The sequence below is a fragment of the Solibacillus sp. FSL W7-1472 genome (assembly GCF_037969775.1).
Taxonomy (GTDB): Bacteria; Bacillota; Bacilli; order Bacillales_A; family Planococcaceae; genus Solibacillus; species Solibacillus silvestris.
This window is the reverse complement of sequence record NZ_CP150208.1, coordinates 2,060,726-2,078,785: the sequence shown is the minus strand read 5'-3', so window position 1 is coordinate 2,078,785 and position 18,060 is coordinate 2,060,726. Positions and strand designations below refer to the sequence as shown.

General features: G+C 37.3%; 18 protein-coding genes. 14 read left to right on the top strand and 4 right to left on the bottom strand.

Annotation, left to right across the window (positions count from 1 at the left end; genetic code table 11):
* The first annotated feature begins 165 nt into the window (after positions 1-165).
* From MKY07_RS10240 to MKY07_RS10220, 5 genes are all read left to right on the top strand, one after another.
* Entirely contained in the window at positions 166-465 is a 300-nt protein-coding gene (locus MKY07_RS10240) for a hypothetical protein (RefSeq protein ID WP_014823726.1), read from the top strand.
* A gap of 281 nt (positions 466-746) precedes the next feature.
* On the top strand, positions 747-1,943 hold the full coding sequence (locus tag MKY07_RS10235) for a class I SAM-dependent rRNA methyltransferase (RefSeq protein WP_339261935.1): 1,197 nt from the start codon (positions 747-749) through the stop codon (positions 1,941-1,943).
* A gap of 15 nt (positions 1,944-1,958) precedes the next feature.
* Entirely contained in the window at positions 1,959-2,147 is a 189-nt protein-coding gene (locus MKY07_RS10230) for a hypothetical protein (RefSeq protein WP_008403793.1), read from the top strand.
* Between the two features lie 123 nt (positions 2,148-2,270).
* The gene (locus tag MKY07_RS10225; protein ID WP_065215861.1) at positions 2,271-2,903 is read left to right on the top strand and encodes a TetR/AcrR family transcriptional regulator; all 633 of its coding nucleotides are present in this window, start codon (positions 2,271-2,273) and stop codon (positions 2,901-2,903) included.
* Between the two features lie 77 nt (positions 2,904-2,980).
* Complete coding sequence (locus MKY07_RS10220) at positions 2,981-3,715, top strand: glucose 1-dehydrogenase (RefSeq protein ID WP_065215862.1); 735 nt, start codon at positions 2,981-2,983, stop codon at positions 3,713-3,715.
* A 57-nt stretch (positions 3,716-3,772) separates the two neighbouring features.
* On the opposite strand, the gene MKY07_RS10215 is transcribed toward MKY07_RS10220, so the two are convergent.
* The gene (locus MKY07_RS10215) at positions 3,773-4,348 is read right to left on the bottom strand and encodes a copper resistance protein CopC (RefSeq protein WP_339261931.1); all 576 of its coding nucleotides are present in this window, start codon (positions 4,346-4,348) and stop codon (positions 3,773-3,775) included.
* Between the two features lie 302 nt (positions 4,349-4,650).
* Between MKY07_RS10215 and MKY07_RS10210 the strand changes: the two genes are divergently transcribed.
* The 3 genes from MKY07_RS10210 (at position 4,651) to rarD (ending at position 9,182) form a co-directional block, all read left to right on the top strand.
* Positions 4,651-6,414, top strand: coding sequence for an ABC transporter transmembrane domain-containing protein (locus MKY07_RS10210; protein ID WP_339261929.1), 1,764 nt, complete (start codon positions 4,651-4,653; stop codon positions 6,412-6,414).
* Positions 6,401-8,170 carry an ABC transporter ATP-binding protein gene (locus MKY07_RS10205; protein ID WP_339261927.1) on the top strand — a complete coding sequence of 590 codons (1,770 nt, stop codon included), beginning with the start codon at positions 6,401-6,403 and terminating at the stop codon, positions 8,168-8,170. The genes MKY07_RS10210 and MKY07_RS10205 overlap by 14 nt, the downstream gene beginning before the upstream one ends.
* 85 nt (positions 8,171-8,255) lie before the next feature.
* Positions 8,256-9,182, top strand: a complete 927-nt coding sequence (gene rarD, locus MKY07_RS10200; protein WP_008403782.1) for an EamA family transporter RarD — start codon at positions 8,256-8,258, stop codon at positions 9,180-9,182.
* A gap of 86 nt (positions 9,183-9,268) precedes the next feature.
* Here rarD and MKY07_RS10195 read toward each other — a convergent pair whose 3' ends face one another.
* Positions 9,269-10,069, bottom strand: coding sequence for a D-Ala-D-Ala carboxypeptidase VanY (locus MKY07_RS10195; RefSeq protein ID WP_008403781.1), 801 nt, complete (start codon positions 10,067-10,069; stop codon positions 9,269-9,271).
* Positions 10,070-10,274: 205 nt separating this feature from the next.
* Positions 10,275-11,498, bottom strand: a complete 1,224-nt coding sequence (locus tag MKY07_RS10190) for an MFS transporter (protein WP_339261924.1) — start codon at positions 11,496-11,498, stop codon at positions 10,275-10,277.
* A 110-nt stretch (positions 11,499-11,608) separates the two neighbouring features.
* Between MKY07_RS10190 and MKY07_RS10185 the strand changes: the two genes are divergently transcribed.
* A complete protein-coding gene (locus MKY07_RS10185; RefSeq protein ID WP_339261922.1) occupies positions 11,609-11,992 on the top strand; it encodes a helix-turn-helix domain-containing protein in 384 nt (127 codons plus the stop codon).
* Positions 11,993-12,067: 75 nt separating this feature from the next.
* Here MKY07_RS10185 and MKY07_RS10180 read toward each other — a convergent pair whose 3' ends face one another.
* Positions 12,068-12,907, bottom strand: coding sequence for an aldo/keto reductase (locus MKY07_RS10180; RefSeq protein ID WP_339261920.1), 840 nt, complete (start codon positions 12,905-12,907; stop codon positions 12,068-12,070).
* A 537-nt stretch (positions 12,908-13,444) separates the two neighbouring features.
* Between MKY07_RS10180 and MKY07_RS10175 the strand changes: the two genes are divergently transcribed.
* The 5 genes from MKY07_RS10175 to cbpA all read left to right on the top strand — a co-directional run bounded on the left by MKY07_RS10175 (position 13,445) and on the right by cbpA (position 17,923).
* A complete protein-coding gene (locus MKY07_RS10175) occupies positions 13,445-13,873 on the top strand; it encodes a DUF1641 domain-containing protein (protein WP_008403776.1) in 429 nt (142 codons plus the stop codon).
* Between the two features lie 35 nt (positions 13,874-13,908).
* Positions 13,909-15,096 carry an NAD(P)/FAD-dependent oxidoreductase gene (locus tag MKY07_RS10170; protein WP_008403774.1) on the top strand — a complete coding sequence of 396 codons (1,188 nt, stop codon included), beginning with the start codon at positions 13,909-13,911 and terminating at the stop codon, positions 15,094-15,096.
* 131 nt (positions 15,097-15,227) lie between these two features.
* Positions 15,228-15,851 carry a serine protease gene (locus tag MKY07_RS10165; RefSeq protein ID WP_339261917.1) on the top strand — a complete coding sequence of 208 codons (624 nt, stop codon included), beginning with the start codon at positions 15,228-15,230 and terminating at the stop codon, positions 15,849-15,851.
* Between the two features lie 15 nt (positions 15,852-15,866).
* Positions 15,867-17,198, top strand: coding sequence for a dehydrogenase (locus tag MKY07_RS10160; protein WP_339261915.1), 1,332 nt, complete (start codon positions 15,867-15,869; stop codon positions 17,196-17,198).
* 83 nt (positions 17,199-17,281) lie between these two features.
* A complete protein-coding gene (gene cbpA / locus MKY07_RS10155; protein ID WP_008403771.1) occupies positions 17,282-17,923 on the top strand; it encodes a cyclic di-AMP binding protein CbpA in 642 nt (213 codons plus the stop codon).
* Positions 17,924-18,060: the final 137 nt, after the last annotated feature.

Sequence of the window (18,060 nt, the reverse complement as noted above, 5' to 3'; positions counted from 1 at the left end):
TTCCGGAAAATCGGTACTAGAGTTCGTGGATTTTTAGATGCCTAGATAATAGAACTTATTACCTAAATAAATAATAGATATTACTGTACAAGCGCATTTTTTGCTCTACTAAGCAGGATTATCATATAAAATGTCGAATTTAGGTAAAAAGAAAGGGGTACTAATATGCATGAGAATAGCGCTGAATATATGAAGGTTAATTTATTTATGACTTATGATGAAATATCAGAATACATATTAGTGATATTTGACAAGCGTGAATTAACTGTCAAGATATTATATTACAAAGGGAAAGATGACGAGATAACTACCATAGATGTAGAGAAATTTGAAGTTGTAGAGAATTTTACAGCTTTAACTATAGAAGATGCGGAGCACAAGTATTCTGAGTGGAATAATGTAAGTGTAGCTGTTCCAATGATTTCAGAATACTTAAATTCGAAATTACTAATCCAAACAGAATAGGGATTAAAATTCCGAACTGAAAAAGTTCCTGAAAAAAATAGTACTTTCAATAGTTCGGGTTAAATGGCTCGTACTTTAGTTAACTTGTAATAAATAAATGGTGGACATATGAGCGTGCATCCAACCTGAGTGATTTAAAATAGCAATACTAGTAAGCGTCAACTCAACATGCGAGTAGCTATTCGCAAGCTTTCGTAGTAAACTGATATTGTACGGAGAGATTTGTATTTAAAACAAGTCTCTCTTTTTTATGAACGAAAAACAGTAGTAAGGATGAAAGCATGAGAAAAAAAACAGAACTACAAGTAGATAGTAAAGCGATTAAGGATTTAACAAATGGCAATCCATTGATATTAAAAGATACGGTTGTTATGCCGGAAGCGTCAATTGAAGAAGGTAGTCTTCTTCATTTAGTCGATAAAAGCGGCGGCTATATTGCAACTGGCTATTACGGTATTCAAAATAAAGGGATCGGCTGGGTGCTGACACGTAAAGAAAAAGAGCAGATTGATGTGAAGTTCTTTACGAAAAAAATCCGTGAAGCTGCTGAAAAACGTGCAGACTTTTTTGCCTCTGAAGATACAACAGCTTTCCGCGTGTTTAATGGCGAAGGTGACGGCATTGGCGGTTTGACAATCGATTTCTTTAACGGCTACTACATGGTGAGCTGGTACAGTGAAGGAATTTATTCGTTCCGTACGGACATTTATGAGGCATTGAATGCAGCAGTGAATACACGAGGGATTTATGAAAAACTACGCTTTGATACAAATGGTCAATATATCGATCAGGATGATTATGTATCAGGTGAAAAGGGCGAATTCCCGCTGATCGTTCAGGAAAATGGCATGAATTTTGCGGTTGATCTGAATGATGGGGCAATGACAGGAATTTTCCTGGATCAGCGAAATGTACGAAAAGCATTACGTGACCGATATTCAACTGATAAGACGGTGCTAAATACATTCTCGTACACAGGTGCGTTTTCGGTTGCCGCTGCTTTAGGCGGTGCATCAGGTACGACGAGTGTCGATCTGGCTAAACGCAGCTTGCCGAAAACAATTGAGCAATTCAGTGTGAATGGAATCGACTATGAATCACAAGATATTAAAGTGATGAACGTATTTGACTATTTCAGTTATGCAGCAAGAAAAGGCCTGAAGTTCGACGTAGTTGTACTGGATCCGCCAAGCTTTGCCCGTACGAAAAAAATGACGTTCAGTACGTCAAAAGATTATCCGAAATTGCTCAAGGATGCGTTAACTCTTACAAACGATGGTGGCGTTATTATCGCATCGACAAACAATGCAAGCTTTAATATGAAAAAGTTCAAAACATTTATCGACAAAGCGTTTAAAGATTATGGTGCACGCTATAAAATTTTAGAAGAGCACCAGTTGCCGGAAGATTTCACGGTGCCGCATAATTTCCCGGAATTCAATTATTTAAAAGTAGTCATCATTCAAGTGATGAACTAATCGGAGTGATATTATATGAAATACAATAAAACAACGATGCTGAAATTAATCAACGAGCATCGCGAACTGCATGACGAACTGAAAAAACTGAAATCGGAAATGGGACTGGAAAAAAACTTCGCCGTTAAAGCGCTGTACCATTCAGCTGTGGCAGAAGATGGCCCATATATGAAAGATTATCAGGACTTGGAACGTTTACGCTAATATACGCACCGCAACGATTGAATACAATTGTTGTGGTGTATTTTTTTGGATCTTACTATAAAAATAAGCGTACATAATCATGATACAATACAGCTATAATATGTAAAATTGAGGGGAATACTATTGAGCATTAGAGAACAAAGAAAACAACAGCGCAGGGAACAAATAATTCAGGCAGCAAAAACATTGATGTTGAATAACGGAATTCAACAAGTTCAATTACAGGACGTTGCAAATGAAGTAGGGATTGGGATCGCTACATTTTATCGTTATTTTGCGAATAAGGAATTACTCGTTTTAGCAATTAATAATGAAATTACCAGTCAAATGACAAATTCTATCCGAAAAATTGCTAATGAACCTTTGACAGCTTATGAACAGATTGAACGAATATTAACTTATTATATTGAGTTAATCGATGACCCGCAGCATCAATTTGTGAAGTTTTTTAAAGCGTTTGAAGCATATAAACCGATATCTGAAGAGACGGACGAATACAAAGAATTTGTAGATATTCGAAGAGAAATGGCTAATGTTTTGTATTCAATTGCAGAAAAAGGAAATGAAGACCAATCGATCCGAGCAGGCATTGATATTCCGGAGTATGTATTTACAGTTGTTCAAAATATAAGTTACTTTACTGTAGAATCCTATTTGACCGAGCATGACCCTAATCTACCTGTGAAATTAGATCCTAAAAAGCAGTTAAAGCTTATTAAAGAGATGTTTTTACAATTCATAGCTACTAAAAATTGACGGACCGATCAAACATTGTTATTGTTAGTTTTAGATAGTGATAGTTAACTATCATATTATTGAAAGGGTGATTTTTAATGTCTCGATTAACAGGTAAAGTAGCAATTATTACTGGTGCTGCTCAAGGTATGGGTGCTACCCATGCGAAGGCTTTTGTAGAACAAGGTGCAAAAGTAGTTTTAACAGATTTAAATGAAGAAAAAGGGGAAGCGTTTGCTGCAGAATTAGGCGGAAATGCAATCTTCATAAAACAGAACGTTACTTCTGAAGAAGATTGGACAACCGTTATTGCGAAAGCAGAAGAAGCATTTGGTCCGGTAAATGTATTAGTAAACAATGCTGGAATTTCGATGAATAAAAACATGTTGGAAATGTCTTTAGATGAATACATGAAAATCGTCAATATTAACCAAGTATCTGTTTTCTTAGGAATGAAAGCAGTTGCTGCTTCAATGATGAAAGCTGGTGGCGGTTCAATCGTCAACATTTCTTCAATCAACGGCTTAGTTGGTGGTGCTGTAGGTTATACAGATACAAAGTTTGCTGTTCGTGGTATGACAAAAGCAGCTGCATTAAACTTGGCGCCAATGGGTATTCGTGTAAATTCAGTACACCCTGGAGTTATTGCAACGCCGATGATCATGCAGGAAGATGCAAAAGCAGCTATTGAGGAATTTGCAAAGCATATCCCGCTGAAACGCGTATCACAACCAGAAGAAGTATCTCAATTAGTAGTCTTCTTAGCATCAGACGAGTCAAGCTACTCAACAGGTGCAGAGTTTGTAGTAGATGGCGGAATAACAGCTCAGTAAATCGTTAAAAAACTGCACTCAAACTTTATAAAAGTTTGAGTGCAGTTTTCATTTGTTTTATTTCTTCGTTTTCTTAACTAACCATCGCTTATAGCTGTACATCGTAATCACAGTAAGTACTAGTACAATTAGGGCAGTAACAATGATGAGTGTCCAAAATGATCCTTCATCATCCTCATCGGAGTTCGTCTCATCCTTTAATGTATCGACAAGTGAATTGACATCATTTTCAATCTTCTCTGTTGTATCTGCAGCGCTGTCCTCTTCTTTCTTCGTCTTAGGCGCATTTACTTTAAATGTAAACGAACCCGTTAACGGATGTCCATCCTCACTAATACTATCCCATTCAACTGTATAAGTGTCATTTGGAAGGGGATCAAGCATAATTCCGGATAGGACACCTTCATTTATTGAAATTGAATGAATCGCCATTTCCTTCCCATCGCTTGCAATAACTTTAAATGTACTGCCTTCTTCAATTTTGCCCCCATACGCTAAATCAATTGTTTGGATATTTTCTGTTACAGTCTCACCTTCTGCAGGATTGGTTGATTCTAGATGCGTATGTGCGTAAACCCCAGGAACAAATAATAAAAAAATAGCAGCCAGTGCAAATAATAATTGTTTCATCATGTTAAAATTTCCCTTCAATTTATTTATCAGTAATGCATGTAACAAAAATTGCTATCCATATTTGGACGGAAAATCCGTACTAAATGGATTTATAATTTTAGTATGGACAAAAAGAAGCTGAAATATTGGATTTAAATATATAAAGAATGCCAAAATTATATTTTTTTATAGACAAGAGATTGACTTAACATTTTTTACAAAAAAAATTAATTCGGAATCCGAAAAAAATATTTGTAAAATATATCGGAAAATTAAAATATTTGGTAAAATGGGGGAACTTGAGTAAAAAAGAGGGTGAAAGAATGAAGGTATTTCTTAAATTAGGTTGGTTTTTCAAAGAGCGAAAATACCAATACACAGTCGGGCTTTTTATGCTTGTATTAGTAGCCATCCTGCAGCTCGTACCGCCGAAAATTATCGGCTTCACAATCGATGAAATCGGTACACGGACATTGACGAAAGCAGGTTTGTTTAAATGGCTCGCTATCATCATCGGTGTAGCGATTGCCATGTACATATTGCGCTATTATTGGCGTCAAATGATTTTTGGCTCGTCCAATCTGTTGGCGCGAATATTACGTGAAAAGCTCCATCGTCATTTTACACAGATGTCTCCGTCGTTTTATCAAAAGAATCGTGTCGGTGATTTAATGGCACATGCAACAAATGATATAAGTGCAGTGCAGCAAACAGCTGGTGGAGGGGTTTTAACATTATTTGACTCGCTTACAACAGGGGGCTTTGTAATTTTGGCAATGGCAATTACCATTGACTGGCGTCTTACACTGATTGCGCTCATTCCAATGCCGCTAGTCGCATTATCGACGAGCTATTACGGCAAGTTGCTTCATGAGCGTTTTCGCCATGCCCAAGCAGCCTTTTCCGACTTGAACGATAAAACTCAGGAAAGTATCAGTGGGATGAAAGTACTGAAAACGTTTGGACAGCAACAGCAGGATGTTGCGGATTTTACGAAGCTTTCCGATGAAGTGGTGGAAAAAAATATGCGCGTAGCAAAAGTCGATTCATTATTTGACCCGACGATTAGCTTCGTTGTTGGTTTAAGTTTTATGCTGAGTCTTGGATTTGGCACGAAATTTATATTGGAAGATGCGATGACGGTCGGTGACTTAGTTACGTTCACGACGTATTTAAGTATTCTGATCTGGCCGATGCTGGCAATTGGGATGTTGTTCAATATCGTTGAGCGAGGCAGCGTTTCGTATGACAGGATTGAACGTATTTTAAATACCCCAATTGAAATTGATGACAAGCTGGATGCTATTGAAGAAAATCCTTCCGGGGATCTTTTATTCAACGTGAAATCCTTTACTTTCCCTGGAGATGCAGCACCGACATTAAGGGATGTGCATTTTGAGCTGAAACGCGGCGAAACACTCGGAATCGTCGGTAAAACAGGTGCAGGGAAGACGTCCATTTTAAAGCTGTTGCTCCGTGAGTTTGAAGGATATGAAGGAACGATTCAATTTGGTGCACACAATATAAATGATTATAGGAAAAGTGCTCTGCGTCAGGCGATTGGCTATGTACCTCAAGATCACTTTTTATTCTCAGCAACGCTTTATTCCAATATCGCCTTTGCGAATCCACGTGCAAGCATGGAGGAAGTTCGTGCAGCGGCAGCACTTGCAAATATTGATGAAGATATTATGAGCTTTACAGATGGCTATGACACGATTGTCGGAGAACGGGGAGTATCTCTTTCCGGTGGACAGAAACAGCGTATTTCTATCGCTAGGGCATTGTTAATGAAACCTGAGCTGCTCATATTGGATGATTCTTTATCTGCGGTTGATGCGCGGACAGAAGAAGCGATTCTGCATGCATTAAAAAAAGAGCGGAAAAATGCGACAACGATCATTACGTCGCACCGTCTAAGTGCAATCCAGCAGGCACATATCATTATTGTCGTTGATGAAGGAACAATTATTGAAAAAGGTACCCATGAACAGCTGATGGCACTAGAGGGCAGTTATTATGAAATGTACCAGTTACAGCAACTTGAGCAGTTAGTGGAACAAGGGGGGGATCATGATGGCGAATGAGACGATTTCAAGTAAAGAACAGCGCATCGTATTAAAGCGTCTGTTTACCTATTTGAAGCCACATAAAAAGATATTGGCCATTGCGCTGTTTCTTCTTGTTTTAACCGTTCTCGGCGATATTATCGGTCCTTATCTGATAAAAGTTTATATTGATGATCATTTAATGATCGGCAATTTTGATATGACCCCAATCGTGACACTCGGTGTTGGGTACTTTATTATTCAATTGCTGAACGTCGTTATCACATACTATCAAAATATTAAATTCCAGGAACTTGCTTTGAAGGTCATTCAGCAACTGCGTATTGATGTGTTTTCTAAAATTCACCGATTGGGCATGCGCTATTTTGATCAGGTTCCGGCAGGTTCCATCGTGTCCAGGGCTACAAATGACACCGAAGCGATTAAAGATATGTTCGTGTCGGTACTCATCAGCTTTGTACAGGCGGCGTTTTTAATTGTCGGTGTGTATTTTGCGATGTTTTTCCTGAATGCGAAGCTTGCATTTTATATGCTTCTTTTGCTTCCTGTCATTCTGTACATCATTTGGCTATACCGCAAAATGAGTTCGGTTGTCTATATGAGAATGCGGGAAAAACTCAGTGAGCTTAATGCGAAACTTTCTGAAACATTATCAGGAATGAGCATCGTGCAGGCATTCCGTCAAGAACCACGTTTCAATGATGAATTTGATCGTGTCAATGAAGAGCATTTCCAGTCCATGATGGCCAATACGAAAATGAACAGTCTTCTGCTTCGTCCGATTATTGATTTAGTGTATTTTACAGCAATCGTTATTTTACTGTTTTACTTTGGATGGACATCATTTGAAACAGCGGTAGAAGTCGGCGTTGTCTATGCGTTCATTACATATATGAACCGTTTCTTTGATCCGATCAATCAAGTAATGGAACGTCTGGCACTGTTCCAGCAGGCGATTGTAGCGGCATCCCGCGTATTTGAGCTGTTAGATAATGAAGAACTTGAACCAGTGCAACAGAACAAGCCGGTTCAAGTTTCAAAAGGTCATATCGAATTTAAAAATGTGTCGTTTAGCTATGACGGCAAGCAAGATGTACTGAAAAATATTTCATTCACAGTCAATCCTGGAGAAACAGTTGCGTTAGTCGGGCATACCGGCAGTGGGAAGAGTTCAATTATCAATCTTCTAATGCGTTTTTACGAGTTTAAGCGTGGTGAAATATTAATTGACGGTCAGTCGATTAAAGATTACGAACAGCAGGAGCTACGTGCAAAAATGGGGTTAGTACTACAAGACCCATTTCTGTTTTACGGAACGATTGATTCGAACATTCGACTATATAATGAAAATCTCACTTTACAGAAGGTGAAGGAAGCTGCAGAGTTTGTGCAGGCAAATGATTTCATTGAATCGCTTCCGGATGGTTATGGAAGCCATGTAACAGAGCGTGGTTCGACATTTTCAAGCGGGCAGCGTCAACTGGTGGCATTTGCGCGGACAATTGCGACAAACCCGAAAATTCTTGTCCTTGACGAAGCAACGGCAGCGATCGATACTGAAACGGAAGTCGGCATCCAGCAATCATTGGAAAAAATGCGAAAAGGCCGTACAACGATAGCGATTGCCCATAGACTTTCAACAATCCAGGATGCAGAGCAAATACTAGTATTGCATAAAGGAGAAATTGTCGAACGCGGTACACATCAACAGCTCATCGCACAAAAAGGGTTATATCACAAAATGTACTTACTGCAAAATGGTATAGTGGAATAATTTAATGAGTCTATAAAGCTACAATTATTTACTTCTCAAATATGGACATCTATAATGAGAGTATCAAAAATTAGAAGGTGCACCAATGTCAGAACAAAAAAAGGGCGTCTTTTTAGCAATCGGCGCCTATTTAATGTGGGGGATTATTCCTCTTTACTGGAAACAGCTGCAGCATGTCGGCAGTGTAGAAATATTAGTAGGACGTGTAATTTGGTCCTTTGTATTCACCGTCCTGTTTGTATTGCTGATCCGTCAGTATAAACAAATGATCGTAGATATCAAGATGCTATGGAAAAATAAGAAACAGTTTATTCTACTGTTCGTAGCATCGGTTTTCGTTTCGCTCAATTGGGGAATATTCATTTGGGCAGTAAACAATGGACATTTACTTCAAACGAGTTTAGGTTATTATATTAACCCGCTTATATCGGTATTGTTTGGGATGATCTTTTTTAAAGAGAAAATTTCCCGGGCAACTGCGGTAGCTGTCATCATTGCGGCAATAGGCGTAGGGTATCAGGCTGTATTAGGAGGAACAATTCCTTGGGTATCACTGGCGCTGGCGCTAACTTTTGCTTTTTATGGTGTAATTAAAAAGCAAATTCCGCTCGATGCGACACGCGGACTCGCAATCGAAACATTGTTTGTTTTACCGATTGCTGTGTCTATATACATTTACTTAATGAACACGTCGGAAATTGCTTTTATGCATGTGGACTGGAAAACTAACCTATTGTTAATGGGCGGCGGGATCGTAACAGCCTTGCCACTTGTCCTATTTGCAAAAAGTGCGCAAAAAATCCCACTTTATTTAATGGGCTTTATTCAATTTTTGGCACCAACGATTAGTTTAATGCTCGGCATCTTTTTATACAAGGAGCCTTTTACACTGACAGAATTCATCACTTTCGTATGTATATGGCTGGCGGTATTCATCTTTTCGGCATCCAAAGTGTTCGAAGCGAGAAAACAACATGCAACGTATAATAAAGAGAACGAAGTTAAAGTATAATCTAGCAATTAAAATAAAAAACGACCATTTTGCAACTTGCAAATGGTCGTCTTTTTATTTATCCCATTAACATTAACGAACGCCTATCATATTTCCTCCAATACGGAAGTAATAATATACCCGCTCACATTATCACCAGATACTTTGATATTGTTTGATTCAAGTGTGTTAACAGATGTCTTGTTATCGGTATAATGCACGAAATAAGTTGTATTATCTAATTTCATTTTATAAAATTGCTTCTCTTTTAGATAAGCAATATATTCTTCAAAAACGAAGTCGTGCTCCTTCATCATCACGCTATGGGGCAAGCCTATGTAACGGAAATGCCAAGGTTCATACTCAATTCCGGTAATGTCGACTTTGTGTTTAGGATAGCGTAGAATGTAGCCAAACTCCGCTGCATGTTCTTCCATCCATTTTCCTTCTGCAACATTTTCCATTTTGCCGACAGTCGAACCTATATCAATCGATAGGCCCGTCTGATGTTCACTATAGCCGGCAGGCAGGGCATAATCGGCACCGATTTGTTCAAAAAGCTGTTTCTGAAGTTTTCCGCTGCGATAGGCACTATTGATTATGAAATGCTCGATTCCATCATTCGCTGCAGCATCGAATAATTGCTTGAGAGGTGCAATAGCCTGTTCTTCAAGAAAATACTCCGAATTAACGATTACATTTTTAGCAATATCATCTGGAATAGTGGCTAAGTTGCCTGGTTCATTCTGTAATGCGATGTCCCGGTTAACAAGGACAAGATCCCCGTTTGAATTGGAATACGATGCTAGTGAAAGCTGCTGGGGTAAGTCGGGAGCACCAACTTGTTCAGTCGTAAAAAATTGAAAGCCAATAACGGCAAAAATAAGTATAAAAATAATCTTTTTCATTAAATAACGCTCCTTCAATCTAAGCATAGCAAATAAAACTGAATATTGAAGGTTAAATTGTGGAGATATTCCGAAGAACTATCAAAACAAGATAGAGCTCTTTTAAATTATTTGCATATGAATTTATAAACAAAAATAGAAACCGTCTCAAACATTAATGTTAGGAGAGGTTTCTATCCATTTCTACTTAAATATATTATAGCGATTAATTTTTTGATAATGGCGAGAATTCCTTCGCATTCCAAACGTTTTGTTTATTTTCAACAATCATCCAAACTAACGTAATACTTGCTGCAATGATAACCATTAAAAATCCGTATAGGGGCGTATTGTCCAGTGATTGATAATGAACAATTAAACCGCCGATATATGAACCGAGGAAGATCCCGATATTAAATGCTGAAATATTTAAAGCGGAAGCCATCGCAGTGGCTGCCGGCACATATTTTTCGGATAGCTGAACGGCATACAGTTGTAAGCCCGGCACATTCATAAACATAAAAAGCCCCATTGCTAATACCATTATGAGCCCAATTACTTTGGAATCAAATGAGAAGTAGACACCAAGTAACGTTAACGCTAATCCAATAAAGAAGATGAATATCGCACGCAATGGATTAGTGTTTGCAAAATGGCCACCGATTGTATTTCCTATTGCGACACATATACCATATACAACCAATATTACGACAATTGCATGAGGGGAATAGCCCATTTGATTTTCAAGAATAGGGGTCACATATGTGTAAACAACAAATACGCCTCCGTAACCCATTGCTGTAATAAATAAAATTAACAGCATACGGAAATTGCTTAATACTTTTCCGATATCACTTAATGAAATCGGCTTACTTTTTGTTAAATTATTTGGCACAAGGAACGCATTGCTGATTAACCCAATTATGCCAATAATGACGATAAAGATGAATGATAGCCGCCAATCCGTTACTTGGCCAATGAATGTTCCTAAAGGTACTCCACTGACAGTTGCCAAAGTTAATCCTGTAAACATAAAAGCGATGGCACTTGCCCGTTTGTTAGGTGCCACAACGTCAGCCGCAATAACCGCCGCAATCGACATAAATACACCATGAGCAAAAGCAGAAATAATGCGTCCAATCAATAGTAAAGTAAATGTTGGTGCTATCGCTACCCATAAATTACCGACGATAAAAAGTACCATTACGAGCAACAGCACCTTTTTACGGTCAAGCCGGGATGTTAAAACCGTTAAAATTGGTGCTCCGATTGTAACGCCTAATGCATAGATTGATACTGTTAATCCTGCAGTACTTAAAGTAATACCAAACTCATTTGTGATGAGCGGGAGCAATCCAACGCTAATAAATTCTGTGGAACCGATACCAAACGAACTGATTGCTAACGCAAGAAGTGTTAATCTGGCGTTTGGTGTTTTTGATGTAGACATATTAAAAATAACTCCTTTGATTTATTTTATAGGGTATAGTATTATTCATACATACTATAAAAGCATGTACAGTACTTTTAGTTACTTTTGATAATACTGGGGGTTTCAAAATGAAAAAAGTTTATAATATTGGTGTCGAAGCAACACTCGAAGTCATTGGCAGTAAATGGAAACCAGTCATTCTTTGTCACCTCAATCACCATGGTCAAATCCGAACAAATGAATTTCGCCGATTAATTCCCGGCATTTCACAAAAAATGCTGACGTCCCAATTACGCGAACTTGAGCAATGCGGTTTAATTAATCGTAAGGTGTATAACCAAGTACCACCGAAAGTTGAATATTCTTTAACCCCATATGGACACGAGATGGAGCCGGTGCTCAACTTACTTTGTACATGGGGAGAGAAACATATTGAAAAATTAAAAGAGAATGGTGAAGAAGTTCTTCTTATGCAGCGAGATGATGATATTGCTGTGCAAAAACTATCTTAATAAAAATAATGAAAGCCTCAAGTACTAAAATCTTGAGGCTTTTCGTCTCTGCAATTTTCAATTCTTCAATTTAAATTAGAAATCAAAAACTTCCGGATCTGGACCGACGCGTTTATCTAAATTCATCGCATTGATTATCTGCATTTCTTCATCAGTAAGACTAAAGTCAAAAATGTCGGCATTTTGCGCCATCCGCTCTTTACGAACTGATTTAGGAATCGTGATTACTTCATTTTGAATATCCCAACGTAAAATAACTTGTGAATTTGATTTTCCATATTTTTCGGCAATTTTTGCAATTGTCGTATCTTCGAGTAGACCCCCTTGCATTAATGGAGCCCAAGCTTCCAACTGAATATTGTGTTCTTTACAAAATGCACGTAATGATCGTTGTTGTAAACGCGGGTGAAACTCTACTTGATTAATGACTGGTGTTACACGAGCAGTTTTCAATAAATCCTGCAGATGCGAGATATTGAAATTGCAAACCCCGATTGCTCTAATTTTGCCTTCCTGATATAGATCCTCTAAAGCGGTCCAAGATTCGGCAAATTTATTTTGACCCGGCCAATGAATTAAATAGAGATCCAAATAATCCAGCCCTAATTTTTCCAGGCTTTCTTCGTAAGCTGAAACAGATTCCTCATAATTTAAACCGGCATTCCAAACTTTAGATGTGATGAATAAGTCCTCTCTATTTAATCCGGTAGAGGCCAGTGCTAATTGTATGCCCTCGCCAACACCCGCTTCGTTGCCGTAAATAGCAGCTGTATCAATGCTGCGATAACCTAGCTCAATCGCATTTTTAACGATTTCTGCCGTTGTATCGTTTTCTACCTGAAAGACGCCAAGGCCCATTGCTGGCATTTCTACCCCATTATTTAATTTGATTGTATCCTGTAAACTAGTAATCATTTATTGATCCTCCAATTGAATAAGTATTTCGTTGCTTTTTTATTATGGATCCACTCGAAAATTAAAAAAAGTACGCACTTTTTCGTTTCATAGCAACGTGGAGGTTCCTATTGAGTCAAATCAACAGTTTAAAGAGAAAGTTTTTTTAGAAAAATAACAGGGTGGGGAATAGAGGAGGGGGTGATTCACTTTTCGTAGTAATGAATTTTTGTTTTCCATCATTTAAATACCTAATTAACCTTTAATAATGATAAGAATCAACTATTTCAATACTTCCAATATTAAAAATAATAAAGGGAAATTTTTATTATAAAATACACAAAAATACGCTAAATACATAAAAATTAAATTTTTTTAAATAATAAAATTACAGAATATTCTTGAATTAAGTTTTTCGGTCGTTTATTTCCGATTTCTAATTGTAACAAACGAATCTTTGTGCTATCGTTGCTTATTGAATGGTATGTGAAAGTTTTTACAATCAGGTATGAAATTTTCGAAAAAAATAATATTAAGTGATGGCAAAGGAGAGTTATTATGTCAGAAATGAATAATCAGCAGGTAGAAAAAGTGGCTGTTACACAAGAGCAATTAGATGTATTAGATCAGTTACTAAAGCCAGAGGTACAAGCTTCATTAACTACTTTAGTAGATAACTTACCAAAATTGGCTGAGATGACTACTTTATTAACAAAAACTTATGAATTTGCGACTAGTGTTGCAACAGACGAAACATTAAAAAATGATACAGTTGCGGCTGTAACAGAAATGGCTAGCCCAGTTGTTGATACTGCAAAATCATTGGCACAGACAGCGATTGAAGCGAAAGACCGTGCTGAAGTTAGCAATGAAACAGTAGGTGTATTCGGCTTATTAAAAATGTTAAAAGACCCACAGGTTCAAGGGGCATTACGTTTTGCTAATGCATTTTTACAAGTAGCATCTGAACGTAAACAAATGAAATAATTTGTATAATCTAATTTTATTGGAGGATTTTTAATATGGTAACTAAAGAAATCGTTATTTTAGGTGCTGGATTTGCTGGTGTATTAGCAGCACAAACAGCTCGTAAATATTTAAATAAAGACGAAGCGCGTATTACAGTTGTAAACCAATTCCCTACACATCAAATCATTACTGAATTACACCGTTTAGCTGGCGGTACAATTGCTGAAGGTGCTGTAGCATTGCCACTTGAAAAGATTTTCAAAGGTTATGACATCAACTTGGAAATCGCAAAAGTAAACAGCTTTGACGTTGAAAGCAAAAATGTAGTACTTTCAAACGGCAAAACAGTACAATACGATACATTAGTTGTTGCTCTAGGTAGCCAAACAGGTTTCTTCGGAATCCCAGGTTTAGAGGAAAACTCTTTCGTATTAAAATCAGTAGATGAAGCAAATGCAATTCGCGAGCATATTGAAGCACGCATTAAAGCATATGCAACAACAAAAGACGAAGCAGATGCTACAATCGTTATCGGCGGTGGCGGTTTAACAGGCGTTGAGCTTGTTGGTGAAATCGTAGACCACTTCCCTAAAGTTGCTGAGAAATACGGTGTTAAATTTGAAGACCTTAAAATTAAACTAGTTGAAGCAGGTCCAAAAATCTTGCCAGTATTCCCGGAAAACTTAATCGATCGTGCAACTAAGTCATTATCGAAGCGCGGTGTAGAATTCATTACATCAACACCTGTTACTGGTGTTGAAGGCAATGTCATTCAATTAAAAGACCGTGAGCCAATCGTTGCAAACACATTAGTATGGACAGGTGGAGTTGCTCCGCTTCCATTAGTCGCTGAATCAGGTTTAGCTGCAGATCGCGGTAAAGCAACAATCAATGACTTCTTACAATCTACTTCACATCCTGAAGTATTTGTTATTGGTGATGCATCAGCACATATTCCAAACCCAGGTGACCGCCCAACTTATGCGCCAACTGCTCAAGTAGCGTGGCAGCAAGGTGAAATTGCAGGTTACAACATTTTTGCGCAAATTAAAGGTGCCGACTTAAAAGAATTCAAATTTACTAACTCAGGTACTTTAGGTTCTTTAGGTCGTAAAGACGGTATTGCTACAGTTGGGGCAAACAACACTCAATTAGTAGGTTTACCAGCTTCATTAATGAAAGAAGCTTCAAATATCCGCTATATGACTCATATTAAAGCGTTATTTGGCCTAGCATATTAATTCATATTAATTAGATTAGACATGCCCGAAAGTCACTTTCTTTCGGGTATGTCTTTTTATTTTACAAAATACAACAAAATTTAACAAATAACTATTATAATGGTAGTAAAGATTGTAAATGAGGTGTGAAGATGAAGGATTTTGATACATCGAATTCGTTATTTATATTAACTGATCAACAGTTGGAACAATTTAAACAGCTTGAGCATTTTGAATACTTTTTCCATTTAATCCGACATGACTTTACACACTTATCTTTTGCAAAAGACAGTGTAAGTGATGTTTGGATTTACTTTTATTTTGAGGAAGAACCGGTCATCAATTCCGAGTATGCCCTCATTTTTTTGTTGCGAAATTTTATATTGAATGAGATCCTTGTCAGTTCGAAATTAAAACGACTGAAAAAAACAACGGTTGGATCTTATACGAATGCTTTAATGGTTTCGGTAATGACAGTCAATTTATTTTTGGATCTTTTGCGTGATGTACTCGAATCATTATCAAAAGAACAATATGATTTATATATGAAATTTGAAAACAGCTCAAAGCAATTATTTAATGATCGCTTCTATGAATACGAACATTATCCAAAAAAGCTCGTCCAAATTGAAACGATAATAATAAAAGATCTGCGCCAGTATTTAGAGGAGAATGCAGCTATATATAATGATTTTAAACTGAAAGTCATTCGTTTTATGGACCAATTTTCAATTATTAAAAGAGAACTTTACGAGCCATTATCTTTGGAAAAATAGGAGGTGTATATAACGATGGGGGAGCAACTTAAAACATTGCAGCTTGACCATTATCGATCACAAACATTTACATCATTGGATGCACATTATGAGGCGTATAGAGTAATGTTCAAATCATTAGTAAAAGAGGGGAACTTTGAAAAGATGAGTGACTTTCTACGTTTTGATAGTGAACCTTTTGTTTTAGCTAATAGCAATCTTAAGATTTTACAACTGTTGTTGGATCAGGAAGAGCATTTTAAAGAAAATCTTAAGGAGTGCTTAGCTCAACTCTATTTAATAATTGGGCACTGCTATTATTTCAGTATTGAATTTGTTCAGGCGAAAAAATATTACAGACTTGCGAGCAGCCTAGCATTGGAAGATGAAAATTATGCATTGCTGTCACTTGCGATGAATAATTATTTTGCAACCCAAATGGACCAATTACCGAAAGAAATCTTTTGGGATATCAGCAAAATACCTGCTGTCTTTTTAAAGATGGGGAAGCCGGAAGATGATCGGTTCTTGCTTGTCCGTTTTATAACACATATTGAAATGTCATTGCAGCTTGGAAAAGTAGATTATGCAGAGAAGTTATTTAATGATTATTTTAAAGAGTATCCATTTGAAAAGTTTTCCCGAATCGATCTCCATGTGCGTGTCCTGAGAGGGAAAATTCTATTTGAAAATGGCCGATATGAATGTGCAATTGAAGTAATGCATAAAGTCCTCCTGCTTTCCATGAAAGCGAATAGCCATAAGGACTTAGTGCAAGAATGCTATAAATATATTACCCGTTCCTACAAGCTGATTAACGAAGAAATCCTCTTAAAAAAGATGGAGCAGTACCAGTCACGTTTTTACCGTAAAATTGAAACCGATAAACGCTATATGGAAAAATATATTAAAACATCCACGACGAACGATTTTGAACTGGATAAAAGCTTTATATCGCCATTACAGCAGTTTCATCTCACGAGTACATACCTATTGAACTCAGTGAAAGATGAGGGGTATACGCTCGTTCTAGTTGATTGTAAAGTGGTGGCGACTGAAAAAGAGAAGTTGAATGAAATTATTCATTTAATCAATGAAGAAATGATGAGAGTGATGAAAGATGTCATCATCACGAGTACACGCCTTGATGAATCGACAATCGGCTATATTATTCAGCTGTCTGAAAACTGTACCGATACACTATGTGCAAAGGTTTTCTATAAAATCCGTGAATCTTATCCGAAAAACAGCAGTGAACTAGAGGCCATCTATTTCGCCTCAGTAAATAATAAAGAAAATAGTTTAACTAGCTATCAAAAATGCCTGGATTTAGCGTATGCGTATATTTATTATGAAATTTACAAATAGGAAATACGAAATATTCCAAAAATTTCTTTCGTATTTGAATCACTACCATTAAAATAAGAGTAGTACATCAAGGAGGTAATGCCATGTTAGTTAAACAAAGGTATGTAAAGAAAAAAGATGTAAGCTATGTAAAAGAGACGGACCCGATTAAAGACGTACTCGGTCAGTTAAATGATAATGGCTACAGATGCATCCCGGTATTGGATGAAGCAGGTGAAAAATTCGTCGGAAATATTTATAAAATCGAAGTGCTCGAATATAAATTAAAGGAAGGCGATATGAAAGCTCCGGTAAAAGCACTGACGGAAGAAGCAGATGCATTCGTCCACGAAAACAGTTCATTTTTTGAAGTATTCCATTCGATTAAACAGTTGCCTTATTTGGCGGTTGTTGATACGAAAGGGAACTTTGCCGGCATTTTACCTCATTCTAAAGTATTTGAGCTATTGGAAGAGGCGTGGGGATACCGAACAGGTAGCTGTGCCATTACAATTGCTTTGCCGGACACGGACGGAATTTTAATAAGAGTTCTGACGGCGGTCAAAAAGGTGTGGCCTCTGCATTGTGTGTTCTCGCTTGATGATGACACGACCTATTTACGTCGAGTAGTTATTACTCTGGCAAAAGGCGCGAAACAATCGACAGTGGACGAGCTAGAAGCCGCCATCTTAAAACAAGGGGCACGCATTATTGATTTGGAAGTATTTGATAAAGAAAATTTTTAATAGTAAAGCGTTTCGTTCAATAGAGCGAATCGCTTTTTTTTTGAGAGCAAGCAATGTTTAATTGTGTACTAATACAGAATTTGAAAAATAAAGAGGGTTTTAATCTTTTCTATCGAAATTTTATGTTAAAAGGGGAT

Bases quoted from the DNA above. Each gene is read 5' to 3' on its own strand.
- MKY07_RS10230 (WP_008403793.1), top strand. From the start codon at position 1,959: ATGAAATACAATAAAACAACGATGCTGAAATTAATCAACGAGCATCGC.
- MKY07_RS10165 (WP_339261917.1), top strand. From the start codon at position 15,228: ATGAAGGATTTTGATACATCGAATTCGTTATTTATATTAACTGATCAA.
- rarD (WP_008403782.1), top strand. From the start codon at position 8,256: ATGTCAGAACAAAAAAAGGGCGTCTTTTTAGCAATCGGCGCCTATTTA.
- MKY07_RS10215 (WP_339261931.1), bottom strand. From the start codon at position 4,348: ATGATGAAACAATTATTATTTGCACTGGCTGCTATTTTTTTATTATTT.
- MKY07_RS10240 (WP_014823726.1), top strand. From the start codon at position 166: ATGCATGAGAATAGCGCTGAATATATGAAGGTTAATTTATTTATGACT.
- MKY07_RS10170 (WP_008403774.1), top strand. From the start codon at position 13,909: ATGGTAACTAAAGAAATCGTTATTTTAGGTGCTGGATTTGCTGGTGTA.
- cbpA (WP_008403771.1), top strand. From the start codon at position 17,282: ATGTTAGTTAAACAAAGGTATGTAAAGAAAAAAGATGTAAGCTATGTA.
- MKY07_RS10160 (WP_339261915.1), top strand. From the start codon at position 15,867: ATGGGGGAGCAACTTAAAACATTGCAGCTTGACCATTATCGATCACAA.
- MKY07_RS10190 (WP_339261924.1), bottom strand. From the start codon at position 11,498: ATGTCTACATCAAAAACACCAAACGCCAGATTAACACTTCTTGCGTTA.
- MKY07_RS10220 (WP_065215862.1), top strand. From the start codon at position 2,981: ATGTCTCGATTAACAGGTAAAGTAGCAATTATTACTGGTGCTGCTCAA.
- MKY07_RS10180 (WP_339261920.1), bottom strand. From the start codon at position 12,907: ATGATTACTAGTTTACAGGATACAATCAAATTAAATAATGGGGTAGAA.
- MKY07_RS10205 (WP_339261927.1), top strand. From the start codon at position 6,401: ATGATGGCGAATGAGACGATTTCAAGTAAAGAACAGCGCATCGTATTA.
- MKY07_RS10185 (WP_339261922.1), top strand. From the start codon at position 11,609: ATGAAAAAAGTTTATAATATTGGTGTCGAAGCAACACTCGAAGTCATT.
- MKY07_RS10195 (WP_008403781.1), bottom strand. From the start codon at position 10,069: ATGAAAAAGATTATTTTTATACTTATTTTTGCCGTTATTGGCTTTCAA.
- MKY07_RS10175 (WP_008403776.1), top strand. From the start codon at position 13,445: ATGTCAGAAATGAATAATCAGCAGGTAGAAAAAGTGGCTGTTACACAA.
- MKY07_RS10210 (WP_339261929.1), top strand. From the start codon at position 4,651: ATGAAGGTATTTCTTAAATTAGGTTGGTTTTTCAAAGAGCGAAAATAC.
- MKY07_RS10235 (WP_339261935.1), top strand. From the start codon at position 747: ATGAGAAAAAAAACAGAACTACAAGTAGATAGTAAAGCGATTAAGGAT.